The organism is Paraburkholderia aromaticivorans (assembly GCF_002278075.1).
GTDB classification, from domain to species: Bacteria; Pseudomonadota; Gammaproteobacteria; order Burkholderiales; family Burkholderiaceae; genus Paraburkholderia; species Paraburkholderia aromaticivorans.
In genome coordinates, this window is the sequence record NZ_CP022989.1 from 586,707 (window position 1) to 602,870 (window position 16,164).

Sequence of the window (16,164 nt, forward strand, 5' to 3'; positions counted from 1 at the left end):
CCGGGAGTCGAAGAAAGCTGTTTCTACTGCTGGCTCAGAGTCAGGGAAAGCAGGCGTGCGGTAATGTCCACAATCGGAATCACGCGGTTGTAGGCCATGCGGGTCGGTCCGATCACGCCCAGCGTGCCGACGATCTTTCCGTTCACCTCGTAAGGCGCGGTGACCACGCTCATTTCCTCGATCGGCACGAGGTTCGACTCGCCGCCAATGAAAATCTGCACGCCGGCCGCGTGACTCGACACGTCGAGCAATTGAAGGAGACTAGTCTTTTGGTCGAACACATCGAACAGCTTGCGCAGGCGCGCCATGTCCGACGACAGGTCGGCCACTTCGAGCAGGTTGCGCTCGCCGGAAATCAGCACGGTCTCGCCCGTGTCGGCTTCGTCCGTGCTGGCCGTGACGGCGGCGTGCATCAGCGTGGTCATGTCGCCGCGCAGTTCGTCGATTTCTTCGCGCAGGCGGCGGCGCACGTCGTCGAACGAGAGGCCCGCGAAGTGCGCGTTGATGTAGTTGGAGGCTTCAACCAGTTGCGACGGCGAGAAATCGCGCTGGGTCGCCATGATGCGGTTCTGCACGTCGCCTTCCGGCGTGACGATGATCAGCAGAATGCGCTTGTCGGACAAACGCATGAACTCGATCTGCTTGAACACGTGGCTGCGCCGCGGCGTCAGCACCACGCCCGCGAACTGCGACAGATTGGACAGCACGCTTGCCGCCGCAGCAACGACTTTCTGCGGCTCACCCGCCTGCAGCGTGGTCTTCACGGTGCGCATCACCGCTTCTTCGTCGGCGGCGGACTCCACCGTCAGCATGGTATCCACGAACAGGCGGTAGCCGCGCGGCGTGGGAATGCGGCCTGCGGAAGTATGCGGACTGATCACGAGCCCCAGGTCCTCGAGGTCGGACATCACGTTGCGGATGGTTGCGGGACTCAGTTCGAGGCCCGAATAGCGCGACAACGTGCGCGAGCCGACCGGCTGACCCTCGGCGATGTAGCGCTCGATCAGCGTTTTGAGGAGGGTTTGTGCGCGAGGATCTAGCATGACGGAAAATTTTAGCTCAATGGCACGACTACCGCGAGCGCTAGGGGCGCCCATCCCTGACGAACGCGCCACCGCTTGCCGCTGCGGCACGTTGCCTTCGGTCCGGCCCGTTGGCCGGCGTTCAGCCCGGCGCGTTGCGGATCATCGCGCGGACCACCGGGCGGACCGCCTTCCGGGCCGCCCGGCGGCCGGTACCTCATTGCACTTTAACCGGCGCGCATGTCATCAAGGCTTCACCATTCTAACGATAATCGCGAGATGCGCTGGCGGCCCGCGCGGGCCGGGCCGCCACCGGGGTCTGTCTACGGTTCTTTTCAGGCCCTACCTATGGTGTAATGCCGGCATGCAAGTGACCAGCCAGTTCAAGACCGTCGCGCTCGTCGGGCGCAACAATACGCCGGGCATCGCCGAGCCGTTGACCGCGCTCGCCTTGTGCATCGCAAAGCGCGGCTTCGAGGTCGTGTTCGAAGCCGACACCGCCGCCGAGATCGGCGTCACCGACTACCCGGCGCTGCGTCCCGCCGAGATCGGTGCGCGCGCCGACGTGGCCGTGGTGCTGGGCGGCGACGGCACCATGCTCGGCATCGGCCGCCAGCTGGCGCCATACCGCACGCCTTTGATCGGCATCAACCACGGGCGGCTTGGCTTCATCACCGACATTCCGATCTCCGACATGCGCGAGATCGTGCCGCAAATGCTGGCCGGCAATTTCGAACGCGAAGAACGCGTGCTGCTCGAAGCGCGCATCATGCGCGACGGCACCCCGATCTATCACGCGCTGGCCTTCAACGACGTGGTGGTCAACCGCAGCGGCTTCTCGGGCATGGCGGAACTGCATGTCTCGGTGGACGGCCGCTTCATGTACAACCAGCGCTCGGACGGCCTGATCGTGGCTACGCCCACCGGCTCGACCGCCTACGCGCTGTCTTCGCAAGGGCCGATTCTGCATCCGCAGTTGCAAGGCATCGTGCTGGTGCCGATCGCGCCGCACGCGCTGTCGAACCGTCCGATCGTGCTGCCGGACGATTCCAAGGTGAGCATCCAGATCGTCTCGGGGCGTGAAGTGAACGTCAATTTCGACATGCAGTCGTTCACCTCGCTCGAACTGAGCGACACGATCGAAGTGCGCCGCTCGCGCCATACAGTGCCGATGCTGCATCCGGTCGGCTACAGCTACTTCGCCACGCTGCGCAAGAAGCTGCACTGGAACGAGTACCCGTCGCACGAAGAAGACCCCAAGCCCTGAGCGGCAAGGACACCCGGAACGCGAACGCCGCCGCTGCCGAACCCTGACTACCCAGCTCACCAGACGACCTCCATGCTTCGCCACCTCTCGATACGCGACTTCGTCATCGTCGCCGCGCTCGATCTCGAATTCGACAGCGGCTTCACTGTTTTCTCCGGCGAAACCGGCGCCGGCAAGTCGATCCTGATCGACGCGCTGGCGCTCGCGCTCGGCGCCCGCGCCGACGCGAACGTCGTGCGCACCGGCGAAAGCCGTGCGGACATCACCGCCGAATTCGAGACTCACGCGCAGCTCGAGCACTGGCTCGACGAGCAGGCGCTCGGCACGACCGGTGCCGACGGGCATCACGGCAGCACCGTAATGCTGCGGCGCGTGGTGGATGCCAACGGCCGTTCGCGGGCCTTTATCAACGGCACGGCCGCGACGCTCGCGCAGTTGCGCGAGGTCGGCGAAATGCTGGTGGATATTCATGGCCAGCACGCGCACCAGTTGCTGATGCGTCCCGACGCCCAACGCGAACTGTTCGACACGCACGCGGGCCTGTCCGACACCGCGGCGACCGTCACGCGGGCATGGCGGGCATGGCGCGAAAAGGTTCAGGCGGTCGAGCACGCGCAAACGCGCGACCGTGAGCTGCAACTGGAGCGCGAGCGGCTCGCCTGGCAGCTCGCCGAACTGGACAAGCTCGCACCGCTGCCCGGCGAGTGGGAAGAGGTCAACGCCGAGCATCGGCGGCTGTCGCATTCGGCCAATCTGATCGACGGCGTGCAAGGCGCACTCGGCGCGCTGTCCGAATCGGACGAGGCGATGATCACGCATCTGTCTTCGATCGTGTCGAAGGTGCGCGATCTGGCGGAAATCGATCCCGCTTTGAACGACGTACTCGCCGCACTCGAGCCGGCCGAAATCCAGCTGCAGGAAGCGGCTTATTCGTTGAGCCATTACGCGCAAAAGCTCGAACTCGATCCGGAGCGGCTGGCGCAGGTCGAAAAGCGCCTCGACGCATTGCATTCGGCGGCGCGCAAATTCCGTCTGCAGCCGCAAACGCTGCCTGAGGAACACGAGGCGCGTCGCGCGCAACTGGCCGCGCTCGACGCGGCCGCCGACCTCGACAGCCTGCACGCCGCCGAAGCCAAGGCCAGGGAAGACTTCCTCACCGAGGCGAAGAAACTGTCCAAGGCGCGCGCCAAGGCGGGCAAGGCACTGGGCGCGGCGGTCACCACGGGCATGCAGGAACTGTCGATGAAAGGCGGCAGCTTCGAAGTCGCGCTGGTGCCGCTGCCCGAAGGTGGCGCGCATGGGCTCGAACAGGTCGAATTCCGCGTCGCCGGCCATGCCGGAGTGCCGCTGCGGCCGCTCGCGAAGGTCGCCTCGGGCGGAGAACTGGCGCGGATCAGCCTCGCCCTGGCGGTGATCGCAAGCGCCGCGAGCCCCACACCCACGCTGATTTTCGACGAAGTGGACACCGGTATCGGCGGCGGCGTCGCCGAAGTGGTCGGGCGGCTTCTGCATCAGCTCGGCCAACAGCGCCAGGTGCTATGCGTTACGCACTTGCCGCAAGTCGCCGCGCGCGGCGACCATCATTTCCAGGTGGCCAAAGCGGGCAACGGCAAAGGCGGCACGGTCAGCAGCGTGAACTCGCTCGACAAGGCGAGCCGCATCGAAGAAGTGGCACGCATGCTCGGCGGCCTGGAGATCACCCCGACCACCCGCAAGCACGCGAAGGAAATGCTGGCGGCCTAGTTTTTCGCGAGACGGGGGACATCCCCCGTCATCCGTCGCGATCAACCCGCGCCTTCAGCCAAACACGCGCTTCCACAGCCCCAGCACGGCTTCACGCTCGGTCGCCACCAGCGCCGGCTCGACCCGCGCCTTCTCCATCCCGTCGAGCCGCAGCTGGTGTTGCAGCTTGCGGTAGGTGCGATACGCCGCGCCGACCGTCTCCGCTTCCGCCTCGCTCATCAGGCCGAAGCGCGACACTTCCCGCAGCAGCGCAATGTTGCCGGTATTGCGGATCAGTTCGGGATCGCTCGCCGCGTGCAACAACACCCAGTACTGCACGGTGAATTCGATATCCACCATTCCGCCGCGGTCGTGCTTCAGGTCGAAGAGCGCCGTATGGTTCGGATGTCCGGCCTCCACGCGCTCGCGCATCTCGACGATCTCCGTGGCGAGCGACGCCGCTTCGCGCGGCGTGGTCAGCACCTGTTCGCGGATGGCCTCGAATTTCGCGCCGATCTCGGCGTCGCCCGCGCAGTAACGGGCGCGGCTCAATGCCTGATGCTCCCACACCCACGCCGTATTGGCCGCGTCGCCCTCGCGCAACTGGTAACGGCGAAACGCGTCCAGATCGGTGACGAGCAGACCCGACTCGCCATTCGGCCGCAGCCGCAAGTCCACGTCGAACAGGGTGCCCGCGCCGGTGGCGGTGGTGAGCCAGGTGATCAGGCGACGCGTGTAGGTGGAGTAGACGTCGGCCGCGGCATCGTCGGGGTCGTCATAGAGAAAGATCACGTCCAGATCGGATGCGTAACCCAGTTCCTTGCCCCCCAGCTTGCCGTACGCGATCACCGCGAAGCGCGGCACATCGCGATGGCGCTTCGGCAACTGCTTCCAGACGGCTTCGAGCGTGACGTCGAGCACCGCGTCGGCGAGTTCGGACAGCCGGTCGCTCACGTGTTCGACGCTCAGCTTGCCAGCCAGATCGATCAGCAGAATGCGGAACACTTCGGCCTGATGCGCGTGACGCAGCAGGTCCATCTGCTGTTCCACACCGTCGGCGGCGGCCAGACGCAGGCGCAAGGTGCGCTTGAATTCAGGCCAGTCGAACGGACTGTCCATCGCCTCGTCGTCGAGCAGTTCGTCGAGCAATTGCGGATGCCGGATCAGATAGCCGGCCGCCCAACGCGAACCGCCGAGCACCGAGAGCACGCGATGCAGCGCCTGCGGATATTCGGTCAGCAGCGCCAGATAGGCGCCGCGCCGGCTCACCGCCTCGAGCAGGTCGAAGAAGCGCGCCACGGTATCGCCGCGCCGTTCGGCGGGCTCGAGCGTGCGGGCGGCTTCAAGCGCACGTTGCGCGACGATGTCGAAACGCTGCCGGCTGCGCTCGGCCAGCCCCGCGTAGCGCGACGACTGCCAGACCGCGCGCAGCCGCGCCAGCAGTTCGCCCGGCTCGGCCACGCCGAGTTCGGTCAGGCGCGCCTGCAGGACTTCGTCGGCGCTGTCGTCGGCAAGGGCGCTGCTCCACACCCACGCGGCGGCGCCGTCTTCGGGTGCGCCGCAGCCGTCACGGCCGCTCACCTTGTCGGCGAAAATCTGATCGAACTGCTGTTCGACGAATTCACGGTGCGCATCGAGCTTCGCCATCAACGTTGCGTAGTCGTCGCAGCCCATGGCGCGCGCGAGCGCCGCGCGCTCCTCGGGCGCGACCGGCATGGCATGGGTCTGCGCGTCGTTGCGGTATTGCAGACGGTGTTCGAGTTCGCGCAGGAAACGATACGCCTGCGAGAGCTTCACGCAGACCGACGAGTCGATCAGCCCGTGGGTGGCCGCGTGCCGCAGCACAGCCAGGGTCGGCCGCACGCGAAAGCCCGCGTCCTGGCCGCCACGGATCAACTGGAACACCTGCGCGCTGAATTCGATTTCGCGGATGCCGCCCCGCCCGAGCTTGATGTCGTCGGCCTTGTCGGGCCGCATGGAGGCGCGCCGCTGCGCCTCCTGGCGAATCTGCAGATGCAGCGCGCGAATCGCGCTGATCACGCCGAAGTCGAGATAGCGGCGGTAGACGAACGGCGTGACGATCGCGTCGAGCTGCTTCTGCAGCCGCTGCGCCGCTTCGCTCGCGCCTTCGGACACGAGACGTCCTTTGATCCACGCGTAGCGCTCCCACTCGCGGCCTTGCACGTAGAAATATTCTTCGAGCATGCCGAGGCTGCAGACGAGCGGTCCCGAGTCGCCGTTCGGCCGCAGCCGCATATCGACCCGGAACACGTAGCCGTCGGCGGTGACTTCGGCGAGCGCGCCGATCAGGCGCTTGCCGAGGCGCGTAAAAAAGTCCTGGACGGCGATCGACGAGCGCTGGCCGCCGGCTGTCTCGCCGTCCTCTTCATAGATGAAGATCAAGTCGATATCCGACGACACATTCAGCTCGCGCCCGCCGAGCTTGCCCATGCCCACCACGCCGAGCGCAAGCCGTTCGCCGTGCGGTCCGCGCGGCTCGCCGTAGAGCGCTTCGAGTTCGGCGGACAGCACGGCGAGCGCCCGCTGGATCGTCGTCTCGGCGAGATCGGTCATTGCGCCGGTGACTTCGGCGACGTCCGCCGCGCCCGTCAGATCGCGCTCCATCACGGCGCAAAACACTTCGGTGCGCAACTGGCGCAACGCCCGTTTGAGTGCATCTTCACTCAGCGGCGCACTGCTCGCGCCGGAGGCTTCGGCGCACAGCGCGTCGAAACGGGCGTCGATACGCTCCCGGGTCAGCGGCGCGGACGCGAGCGCCGCCACCTGCGCCACGAGTTGCGGACGGGCCGCCGCGGCACGCGCCGCGTAGTGTGAATAGCTGGAACTCAGGAGAGTGGCGTCTGTCATCAAGGGTCTGGCTCGCTCGTTGCTTGATCAGCGTGGTTCAATTCGCAGTAGCACACCGGCGCGGCAGCCTCGCGCAGGTCGCGAGACGGCGCGCAGACAGGGTTTGCAGGAAGTCCGCCCACGCTATCCCGTGTGTTACATTTCGTCGTTAATTCGCAAAACTACCATACGCCCACCCGCCGCAGCATGTCCGAGCGAAACGAATCCGCCGACCCTCACGAAACCGGGCAGGTCCGGCCTGTGAGCGGAAGCGACCATATCGTGCTGCGCCGGACCTTACACGTGGTCCTCGCGATCGCGCTCGTCCTGTACTTTGTTGCGACGGCTCTGTTTCTCGGTTTGCGCTACGTGGTGCTGCCGCGCGCCGACGCCTTCCGTCCGCGTATCGAAGCCATCGTTTCAGACAAGCTCCACGCACAGTTCACCATCGGCAAACTCGCGCCCTATTGGAGCGGCTTCCAGCCGGGCCTCGACGTCACCAATCTCGTGATCCGCGATCATGAAGGCAAAACCGCGCTGACGATTCCGCATGCCACCGCCACGCTCTCGTGGAAGTCGCTGTGGCAGTTTCGCCCCGCGCTGTCCAGCCTGATCGTGGATCAGCCGGACGTGCTGGTGTCGCGCAGCAGCGACGGCGTGCTCTCGGTGGCGGGCGTGCCGGTGCCGACGCGTCACAGCGGCAACGACATCCTGTCCACCTGGCTACTGCGCCAACAGGCAATCGTGGTGCGCGGCGGCGTGCTGCGCTGGCGCGATGCGCAGCATGACGCGCCGGAGCTGGCCCTGCGCGATATCCGGATCGCGATTCTCAACGACGGCTACGATCACCGGCTGGCGCTGCAGGCGCCCGCCGAAGGCCAGGTCCTGCACGGCCCGCTCGATTTCCGTACGAATTTCCGGCACGCGCCCCTCTCCGCCATTGGCAAGCCTATCAACTGGACGGGCCAGGTGTACGTCTCGACCGGCCCGGTCGATCTGCCGACGCTCGCGCGCTACGTCGATTTCCCGATCGAGACGTTTGCCGGCCGCATCGACAACGCCATCTGGATTGACTTCGCCGAGGGCCGCATGAAGTCGGCGGGCGGACAACTGGCCGGCACCGACGTCGCCTTGCGGGTGCGCCCGACACAGCCGAAGCTGCTCGTCCCGGTGGCCAATTTTTCGTGGCGCCTCGAAGCCGAACAGGGCGACTACAAACTGCAGCTGAGCCAGTTGCACGCGGAACTCGGCCAGCCGCCGCTCGACGACGGCACGCCGCTCACGCGCATGCTCGCCTTCAACACACTGAACGGACGCTACCGCACCGCCTCGCAGCAACACGGGCAACTGGTCAGCGTGAGCGGCGATCGCGTCGACCTGGGGATCCTGGCCGAATTCAGCCGCGCGTTGCCTCTTCCCAGGCGCCTCCTGAACAATCTGCTGCGCTACAACCCGCGCGGCCTCGTCGCCAACTATCTGATCGAAGTCGAGCGCGGCAGGCCGGAGTCCGGCGAAGCGGGCAGCGACCGCCGTCCGAGCGGTGCCGAACCGATCGAGCGCTATCGTTTCAAGGGCGATCTGCAAGGCATCAGCGTCGCCGCCCAGGAACCGCCGCCGGGGCTCACGCCGCTGAATCACCCGCGCGCGGGCATTCCCGGTATCGAAAATCTGTGGGGCAACGTGGACGCCGATGAAACCCGCGGCACCGCCCTGCTCGACACCTCGAACGTCGCCATCACGCTGCCCGGCGTTTTCGACGATCCGCGCCTGAAGCTCGACCGTCTGCATGGCCGCGCCGACTGGACTATCACGCCGAAGGCGCCGGGCGAGAACCACCCTGCCTTCACCGTGAAGCTGGCCGATTTCGGCGTCTCGAACGCCGACGTCGCGGCCACCGCCACCGCCGACTACAGCAACCCGGGCCACGGGCGCGGCTCGCTCGATCTGAAGGCCGACTTCCAGCGCGCGCAGGTGCCGCGCATTGCCCGTTATCTGCCGACCAGCATCAGCGAGAAGCTGCGCATCTATCTGGGCCACGGCTTGCAGGCCGGCATGTCGCACGGCGCGACCATCGAAGTGCACGGCGACCTGACCAGGTTCCCCTACTCGCGCGACCCGAGCGCCGGGCAGTTCCATATCGTCGCGCCGTTCAAGGGCGGCAAGTTCGATCCGACGCCCTACCCGCCGCGCAAGATGAAGAACGGCACGCCGAACGTGTGGCCGGCGCTCGACGGCATTGACGGCGTGTTCGAACTCAAGCAGAACGTGATGCGCTTCGACATCGACCGGGCGCATTACAAGCAGGTCGCGCTCACCGGCGTCAACGGCAGGATCGAAGACCTCGGCACCAAGGCGTCGAGCCTCGTCATCAAGGGCGACGGCCACGGGCCGCTCGCCGACATGCTCGACTACGTGAACGCCAGCTCGCTCGGCATCATGGCGAAGCACGAGACGGACAAGGTGCGCGCCGAAGGGCCCGCGTCACTCGCGCTCAAGCTGACGGTGCCGCGCACGCCGAAGCCGCATATCGCCGTGGAAGGCGCGGTCGGCTTCCAGAACAACCGCTTGAGCGTCGAGAACGTGCCGCCGCTGTCGCAACTAAAGGGCAAGGTGCGTTTTACCGAGTACACGGCGCAGGTGGACCGGCTCTCCGGGCAATTCCTCGGCGGCGACGTGCATGCCAACGGCGGCCTGAAGCGGGACGGCACGTATGCGCTCGACCTCGGCGGCCATATCGCCGTCGACGCGGCGCGCGGACTCGATCTGCACGGCCCGGCGGCCCAGGTGCTCACCCGCATGAGCGGCAACGCGCCCTATGCGCTCAATGTGCGCGGCGCCAAGGGACGGCTGCCCGAAGTGACCGCGAACTCCGACCTGAGCGGCCTCGCGCTCGACTTCCCGGCGCCGTTCAACAAGCCGGTCGGCACGCCGTTGCCGCTGCGCTTCGCCGTCAGCCCTTCCGGCGCGCCGGGCGAAGCGGGACTGGAGCGCGCCGACCTCACCTTCGGCCCGGTCGCCGCCGCCTATCTGCTGCGCTATCAGCCGAAAATGCCGCCAACGGTGGTGCGCGGCGCGGTCGGCGTGAACAAACCCGCCGACCTGCCGTCCGAAGGCGTGATCGCCGCCGTCGATCTCGACGCCTTCGACGCGGACGCGTGGCGCGCGCTGGTCACGCAAATGCGCGGTAAAGAAGCGCCCGCCCCCGCGGCGACGCCGGCCGCGCCGAATCCCACCGTCACGCAATTCCTGCCGAGCCGCTTCGCGGTGCACATCGACACGCTGACGCTGCTCAAGCGTCACTGGGACAGCGTGATCGTCGGCGCGTCGCATGCGGATCGCACGTGGCAGGCGAATATCGCCTCGAATCAGGTATCCGGCCACGTGTCGTGGCTGCCGGGCCCGACCAGAGAGTCGCCCGGCACGCTGCAGGCGCGCTTTGCCCGCGTGGTGATTCCGTCGGCAACCGACAAGGACCTGCTCGGCCAGGCGATGTCGGCGCCCGCGCAGAACATGCCGTCCATCGATCTGGTGGTCAACGAACTGATCGTGCGCGACCACAACATCGGCCGTCTCGAAGTCGACGCGCACAACTTCGACGAAGACGGCGTGCCGGTCTGGCAACTCGACAAGCTCGACATTACGAATCCCGCCGCCACGCTGAGCGCCACCGCGAACTGGCGCACCGCGACCGAACTCGGCAATAGCGCCGACGAAGCCACGCCGCGCCGCACCGTGTTCGATTTCAAGCTCGACATCAAGGACGCCGGCGCGCTGCTCGAGCGCTTCGGCCAGCCGCGCACGCTCAAGGCGGGCAACGGCTCGCTGTCGGGCAAGATGGTGTGGCAAGGCGGCCCGGCGAGGATCGACTATCCGACGCTCAACGGCAATCTGGCGGTCGACCTGCGCCACGGCCAGATCCTCAAGGTCGATCCGGGCGTCGCCAAGCTGCTGGGCGTGCTCAGCCTGCAAAGTCTCGCCCGCTTCGCCACCCTGAACTTCCGCGACGTGATCGGCGAAGGCCTGCCGTTCGAGCACGTCACGGGCACCGCGCAGATTCACAACGGCATTGGCCGCACCGAGAACTTCGAGATGGTCACCGCCCCGGCGCGCGCCGAAATGAAGGGCTCGGTCGATCTCGCCCAGGAAACCCAGGATCTGCACGTCCAGATCGTGCCGACGGTCAGCGCCGGCGCCGCCGTGATCGCCGCGACGGTCATCAATCCGCTGCTCGGGCTCGGCGCGCTGGTGGCCGATCTGGCGTTCAGCCAGTCGATCTCGCACGCGTTCGCGCGGGAGTATGCGATCACCGGATCGTGGTCGAAACCGCACGTCGAGCGGGTGACGAGCGATCGCGGTAAGATGGACGCTCCGGCTTCGACCGTGGAAGCGCACTGAGCCTGTAATCGACCCTTTGCCCGGTCAGACAGGCGCCGTGCCGCACCCGCGGCCCCAGCCAGTCTTGAACGACGTTTGCGGCGCAAGCGGTGCGCGCCGCCGCCTTGCCGGGAGTTTTCCGAAACGCTCATGAGCGAAACACTCGTCTCTTCAACCGCGTCCAGCGGGTTCCTGGAAAGCGCCTTCCGTGTCGCCGCGCTGCAAATGGTGAGCACGCCGGATCGCGAACGCAATCTCGCCGAAGCCGGGCGTCTGATCGCCGAAGCCGCCGCCGGCGGCGCGCAACTCGTGCTGCTGCCGGAGTACTTCTGCTTCATGGGCTTCAAGGACACGGACAAGCTCGCCGTGCGCGAACCCTATCAGGACGGACCGATCCAGCGCTTTCTCGCGGACGCCGCGCGCCGCCACCAGGTCTGGGTGATCGGCGGCACACTGCCGTTGATGTCGCCCGAAGCCTCGCGCGTGCTGAACACCACGCTGGTGTTCGATCCGCAGGGCAACGAGGCCGCGCGCTACGACAAGATCCACCTGTTCAACTTCGAAAAGGGCGAGGAATCGTTCGACGAAGCCCGCACCATCTGCCCCGGCGGCGAAGTGCGCAGTTTCGAGGCGCCGTTCGGCCGCGTCGGCCTGTCGGTCTGCTACGATCTGCGCTTTCCGGAGCTGTACCGGCGCATGGGCGACTGCGCGCTGATCGTGGTGCCGTCGGCGTTCACTTACACGACCGGCCGCGCGCATTGGGAAATGCTGCTGCGTGCCCGCGCGGTCGAAAACCAGTGTTACGTGCTGGCCGCGGCGCAAGGCGGCAAACACGAAAACGGCCGCCGTACGTGGGGCCACAGCATGCTGATCGACCCGTGGGGCGAAATCGTCGCGGTGCGCGACGAGGGCGCAGGCGTGGTCGCCGGCAATCTCGAGCGTGCGCGCATCGACGAAGTGCGACAGAGTCTGCCCGCCTGGCGTCACCGCGTGCTCAGTTGACTCACCTGACCCAGTGGACAAATCCCTGCGCGTGACATTGAAACTGCGGCGCCTGCTACTCACATAGTGTGTGACAGAGGCGCTAACCGAATCCTTCGTATTGAGCAGAACATACTTCGCATGAACATCATCGAACCCGGTATCCGTAATCTCGCCACCGCCAAGGACATTCTCCTGACGCCCTACGGTCTCGACGAAGCCCTGCTCACCCGCACGCTCGCCGACATCTTCACGCACAAGATCGACTACGCCGACCTGTATTTCCAGTACACGCGCAGCGAAGCGTGGAGTCTCGAAGAAGGCATCGTGAAGTCCGGCAGCTTCAGCATCGACCAGGGCGTCGGCGTGCGCGCCGTGTCGGGCGACCGCACGGCGTTCGCCTATTCGGACGACCTGTCGCCCGAAGCGATCCGCCAGGCGGCGCTCGCCACCCGCTCGATCGCCAAGGCGGGCGGCGGCAAGCAGAAGATCAAGGTGGCCTCGTCGCTGACCGGCATCGCCGGGCGCGATCTGTACCTGCCCGCCGATCCGCTGCATTCGCTCGACGCCACCGCCAAGGTCAAGCTGCTCGAGCGCATCGAAAAGATGGCGCGCGGCCGCGATCCGCGCATCCAGCAAGTCATGGCCGGCCTCGCCGGTGAATACGACGTGGTGCTCGTCGCGCGCAGTGACGGCGGCTTCGCGGCCGACATCCGGCCGCTCGTGCGCGTGTCGGTCACGGTGATCGCCGAGCAGAACGGCCGCCGCGAAATCGGCAGCGGCGGCGGCGGCGGCCGTTTCGACTACGGCTATTTCACCGACGAGGTGCTGTCGGGCTACGTCGACGACGCCGTGCATGCGGCGCTGGTCAACCTCGAGGCCCGTCCGGCGCCGGCCGGCGCGATGACAGTCGTGCTCGGACCAGGCTGGCCCGGCGTACTGCTGCACGAAGCGATCGGCCACGGTCTGGAAGGCGACTTCAACCGCAAGGGTTCGTCGGCATTCGCGGGGCGCATCGGCGAACAGGTTGCCGCCAAGGGTGTGACCGTGGTGGACGACGGCACCCTGCCGAACCGTCGCGGTTCGCTCAATATCGACGACGAGGGCAATCCGACCCAGTGCACCACGCTGATCGAAGACGGCATCCTGAAGGGTTACATTCAGGACACGCTGAACGCGCGCCTGATGAAGATGCCGGTGACGGGCAACGCGCGCCGCGAGTCGTATGCGGCGCTGCCCATGCCGCGCATGACCAACACGTACATGCTCAACGGCGACAAGGACCCGCAGGAAATCCTCGCCTCCGTGAAGAACGGTTTGTATGCGGTGAACTTCGGCGGCGGCCAGGTCGACATCACCAACGGCAAGTTCGTGTTCTCGGCTTCCGAGGCGTACATGATCGAAAACGGCAAGATCACGTACCCGGTGAAGGGCGCGACGCTGATCGGCAGCGGCCCGGAATCGCTCAAATACGTGACCATGATCGGCAACGACATGAAGCTCGATTCGGGCGTCGGCGTGTGCGGCAAGGAAGGCCAGAGCGTGCCGGTGGGCGTCGGCCAGCCGACGCTGCGCATCGAGAAAATGACAGTCGGCGGCACCGCCTGATTCGCAACAAACGCATACTTCGTGCATGTATTGCACGAAGTATGCGGAATTCCCGCATTTTTGCGCCCCGTAGCTTGCAAGTGCAGCCTGCCCGGGTTATAAAGTCACTCACCCTTTTTGACCTGCGACCTCATTCGTCATGTCCGCCAAGTTTTATTTTTACTTTTTTTGGCATCTCAGACCGCTGGCGGATCGAGAGGGGTGTTAGTGCACGCAGAACACCGAGAATTCCCGAAAAACCGCCAGCCAGCCTGGCGGTTTTTTTTCGCCTCATGTCTTTGAAACTTTATTTTTGATGGTTGTCCGCTCTGGCATCGCTGCTTCATCGCAATCCTGACTGCCCGCGCGAACACGCTACGAACCGATTGGAGAACAACATGCCCCCGCACAATACCGACGATGTCCGCATCCGCGAATTGAAGGAACTCACGCCGCCCGCTCACCTGATCCGCGAATTCGCCTGCGACGAAACGGTGTCCGACGTGATCTACAACTCGCGTACCGCGATGCATCGCATTCTGCACGGCATGGAAGATCGCTTGATCGTCATCATCGGACCGTGCTCGATTCACGACACCAAGGCGGCAATGGAATATGCGGGGCGTCTGGTCGAGCAGCGCAAGCGCTTTGCCGGCGAACTTGAAATCGTGATGCGCGTGTACTTCGAAAAGCCGCGCACCACGGTGGGCTGGAAGGGTCTCATCAACGACCCGCATATGGACAACAGCTTCAAGATCAACGAAGGCCTGCGCACCGCGCGCGAGTTGCTGTTGCGCATCAACGAACTCGGCCTGCCGGCGGGCACCGAATACCTCGACATGATCAGCCCGCAGTACATCGCCGACCTGATCTCGTGGGGGGCGATCGGCGCGCGGACCACCGAATCGCAAGTGCACCGCGAACTGGCTTCGGGCCTCTCGTGCCCGGTCGGCTTCAAGAACGGCACGGACGGCAACGTCAAGATCGCGGTCGACGCGATCAAGGCCGCCTCGCAGCCGCACCATTTCCTGTCGGTCACCAAGGGCGGCCACTCGGCGATCGTGTCCACCGCGGGCAATGAGGACTGCCACATCATCCTGCGCGGCGGCAAGACGCCGAACTACGACGCGGACAGCGTCAACGCCGCGTGCGCGGATATCGGCAAGGCCGGTCTCGCCGCGCGTCTGATGATCGACGCGAGCCACGCGAACAGCTCGAAGAAGCACGAGAATCAGATTCCGGTGTGCGCGGATATCGGCCGCCAGATTGCTTCGGGCGACGAACGGATTGTCGGCGTGATGGTGGAATCGCATCTGGTGGCGGGCCGCCAGGATCTGCAGGAAGGCTGCGCGTTGACGTACGGCCAGAGCATCACCGACGCGTGCATCGGTTGGGACGAAAGCGTCGCCGTGCTGGAAGGGCTCGCCGACGCAGTGAAACAGCGTCGTGTGGCGCGCGGCAGCGGCAACTGAACCCGCGCGGATTGCAGCCCTGCAAACAGACCCGGCTCCAAGAAGCCGGGTTTTTTTTGGCCGATCGGACGAATGGTGCGCCTTTAGCCGCCTCTGTACCGTAACCACTCGTGGCCGGGTCGAATGCGACTTGACCGGGATGCAGGTTATGTATGACGTTTTATACATAGAAGGCGGCTATGGAGCAGGAAAAAGAAATTCGCTGGCTTGGCTCCAGCTATCGCGATTTACTCGCCTTTCCCGAGGAAATGCGTCGTCCAGCGGGATTTCAACTCGGCAAGATTCAGGCGGGCCTCGACCCTGACGGCTGGAAACCGTTCGACTCGATCGGCCCCGGAACGCGCGAGATTCGTATCAGGGAAGCAGACGGCGTTTTTCGCGTCATGTACGTCACCAAGTTCGTGGAAGCGCTGTATGTGTTGCATTGCTTCCAGAAGAAAACGCAGAAGCTCAGTCCGCGCGCCAGGCAGATTGCCGAAACGCGGTATCGCGCCATCGGGTTGCACGCCCGCCCGCATCACCATTAATGATAGGAAAACTTAACAAATGACGATCGACACCAAAATTCGTCACGTCACCCGGCCGGGCGCCAATCTGTTCCTCGAACTCGGCTTTTCCGCCGAAGAGGCGAAGCGGCTGCACGCAGCGTCGCAAAAACCGATCAACGACACGCGGCTGCTCAAGGAGCAGCTCATGACGGAGCTGTCCAGCTGGATCGAACAGCATCACTTGAAGCAGGCCGAGGCGGCCGAGATTCTGATGGTGTCGCGCCCGCGCGTGTCCGACGTGGTCAACAAGAAGACCACCAAGTTCACCGTCGACACCCTCGTGGAAATGATGAGCCGGATCGGCAAGCCGGTCACGCTGGCGGTCGGCTAACGTGCACGGCTCG

General features: G+C 65.4%; 10 protein-coding genes. 8 read left to right on the forward strand and 2 right to left on the reverse strand.

Annotation, left to right across the window (positions count from 1 at the left end):
* Positions 1–23: 23 nt before the first annotated feature.
* Complete coding sequence (gene hrcA / locus CJU94_RS02580) at positions 24–1,043, reverse strand: heat-inducible transcriptional repressor HrcA (protein WP_095417423.1); 1,020 nt, start codon at positions 1,041–1,043, stop codon at positions 24–26.
* Between the two features lie 343 nt (positions 1,044–1,386).
* On the opposite strand from hrcA, the gene CJU94_RS02585 reads away from it, so the two are divergent.
* On the forward strand, positions 1,387–2,289 hold the full coding sequence (locus CJU94_RS02585; protein ID WP_095417424.1) for an NAD kinase: 903 nt from the start codon (positions 1,387–1,389) through the stop codon (positions 2,287–2,289).
* Positions 2,290–2,361: 72 nt separating this feature from the next.
* A complete protein-coding gene (gene recN / locus CJU94_RS02590) occupies positions 2,362–4,032 on the forward strand; it encodes a DNA repair protein RecN (RefSeq protein WP_095417425.1) in 1,671 nt (556 codons plus the stop codon).
* Between the two features lie 54 nt (positions 4,033–4,086).
* On the opposite strand, the gene glnE is transcribed toward recN, so the two are convergent.
* Positions 4,087–6,879 (reverse strand): bifunctional [glutamate--ammonia ligase]-adenylyl-L-tyrosine phosphorylase/[glutamate--ammonia-ligase] adenylyltransferase, encoded by a 2,793-nt coding sequence (glnE, locus tag CJU94_RS02595; protein ID WP_095417426.1) that lies wholly within the window; start codon positions 6,877–6,879, stop codon positions 4,087–4,089.
* Positions 6,880–7,065: 186 nt separating this feature from the next.
* Here glnE and CJU94_RS02600 point away from each other — a divergent pair, with 186 nt between their 5' ends.
* The 6 genes from CJU94_RS02600 (at position 7,066) to CJU94_RS02625 (ending at position 16,151) form a co-directional block, all read left to right on the forward strand.
* Entirely contained in the window at positions 7,066–11,253 is a 4,188-nt protein-coding gene (locus CJU94_RS02600) for a YhdP family protein (protein WP_095420194.1), read from the forward strand.
* Between the two features lie 129 nt (positions 11,254–11,382).
* Positions 11,383–12,234: a carbon-nitrogen hydrolase family protein gene (locus CJU94_RS02605; RefSeq protein ID WP_095417427.1), complete on the forward strand. Its 852-nt coding sequence runs from the start codon at positions 11,383–11,385 to the stop codon at positions 12,232–12,234.
* Positions 12,235–12,354: 120 nt separating this feature from the next.
* On the forward strand, positions 12,355–13,821 hold the full coding sequence (gene tldD, locus CJU94_RS02610; RefSeq protein ID WP_095417428.1) for a metalloprotease TldD: 1,467 nt from the start codon (positions 12,355–12,357) through the stop codon (positions 13,819–13,821).
* 377 nt (positions 13,822–14,198) lie between these two features.
* On the forward strand, positions 14,199–15,272 hold the full coding sequence (aroG, locus tag CJU94_RS02615) for a 3-deoxy-7-phosphoheptulonate synthase AroG (RefSeq protein WP_095417429.1): 1,074 nt from the start codon (positions 14,199–14,201) through the stop codon (positions 15,270–15,272).
* 179 nt (positions 15,273–15,451) lie between these two features.
* Positions 15,452–15,799 (forward strand): type II toxin-antitoxin system RelE/ParE family toxin, encoded by a 348-nt coding sequence (locus CJU94_RS02620; protein ID WP_095417430.1) that lies wholly within the window; start codon positions 15,452–15,454, stop codon positions 15,797–15,799.
* Between the two features lie 19 nt (positions 15,800–15,818).
* Entirely contained in the window at positions 15,819–16,151 is a 333-nt protein-coding gene (locus CJU94_RS02625; RefSeq protein WP_095417431.1) for a helix-turn-helix domain-containing protein, read from the forward strand.
* Positions 16,152–16,164 lie beyond the last annotated feature (13 nt).

Excerpts from the sequence above, each read along its gene's own strand:
- hrcA (WP_095417423.1), bottom strand. The coding sequence starts at position 1,043 with ATGCTAGATCCTCGCGCACAAACCCTCCTCAAAACGCTGATCGAGCGC.
- CJU94_RS02585 (WP_095417424.1), top strand. The coding sequence starts at position 1,387 with ATGCAAGTGACCAGCCAGTTCAAGACCGTCGCGCTCGTCGGGCGCAAC.
- recN (WP_095417425.1), top strand. The coding sequence starts at position 2,362 with ATGCTTCGCCACCTCTCGATACGCGACTTCGTCATCGTCGCCGCGCTC.
- glnE (WP_095417426.1), bottom strand. The coding sequence starts at position 6,879 with ATGACAGACGCCACTCTCCTGAGTTCCAGCTATTCACACTACGCGGCG.
- CJU94_RS02600 (WP_095420194.1), top strand. The coding sequence starts at position 7,066 with ATGTCCGAGCGAAACGAATCCGCCGACCCTCACGAAACCGGGCAGGTC.
- CJU94_RS02605 (WP_095417427.1), top strand. The coding sequence starts at position 11,383 with ATGAGCGAAACACTCGTCTCTTCAACCGCGTCCAGCGGGTTCCTGGAA.
- tldD (WP_095417428.1), top strand. The coding sequence starts at position 12,355 with ATGAACATCATCGAACCCGGTATCCGTAATCTCGCCACCGCCAAGGAC.
- aroG (WP_095417429.1), top strand. The coding sequence starts at position 14,199 with ATGCCCCCGCACAATACCGACGATGTCCGCATCCGCGAATTGAAGGAA.
- CJU94_RS02620 (WP_095417430.1), top strand. The coding sequence starts at position 15,452 with ATGGAGCAGGAAAAAGAAATTCGCTGGCTTGGCTCCAGCTATCGCGAT.
- CJU94_RS02625 (WP_095417431.1), top strand. The coding sequence starts at position 15,819 with ATGACGATCGACACCAAAATTCGTCACGTCACCCGGCCGGGCGCCAAT.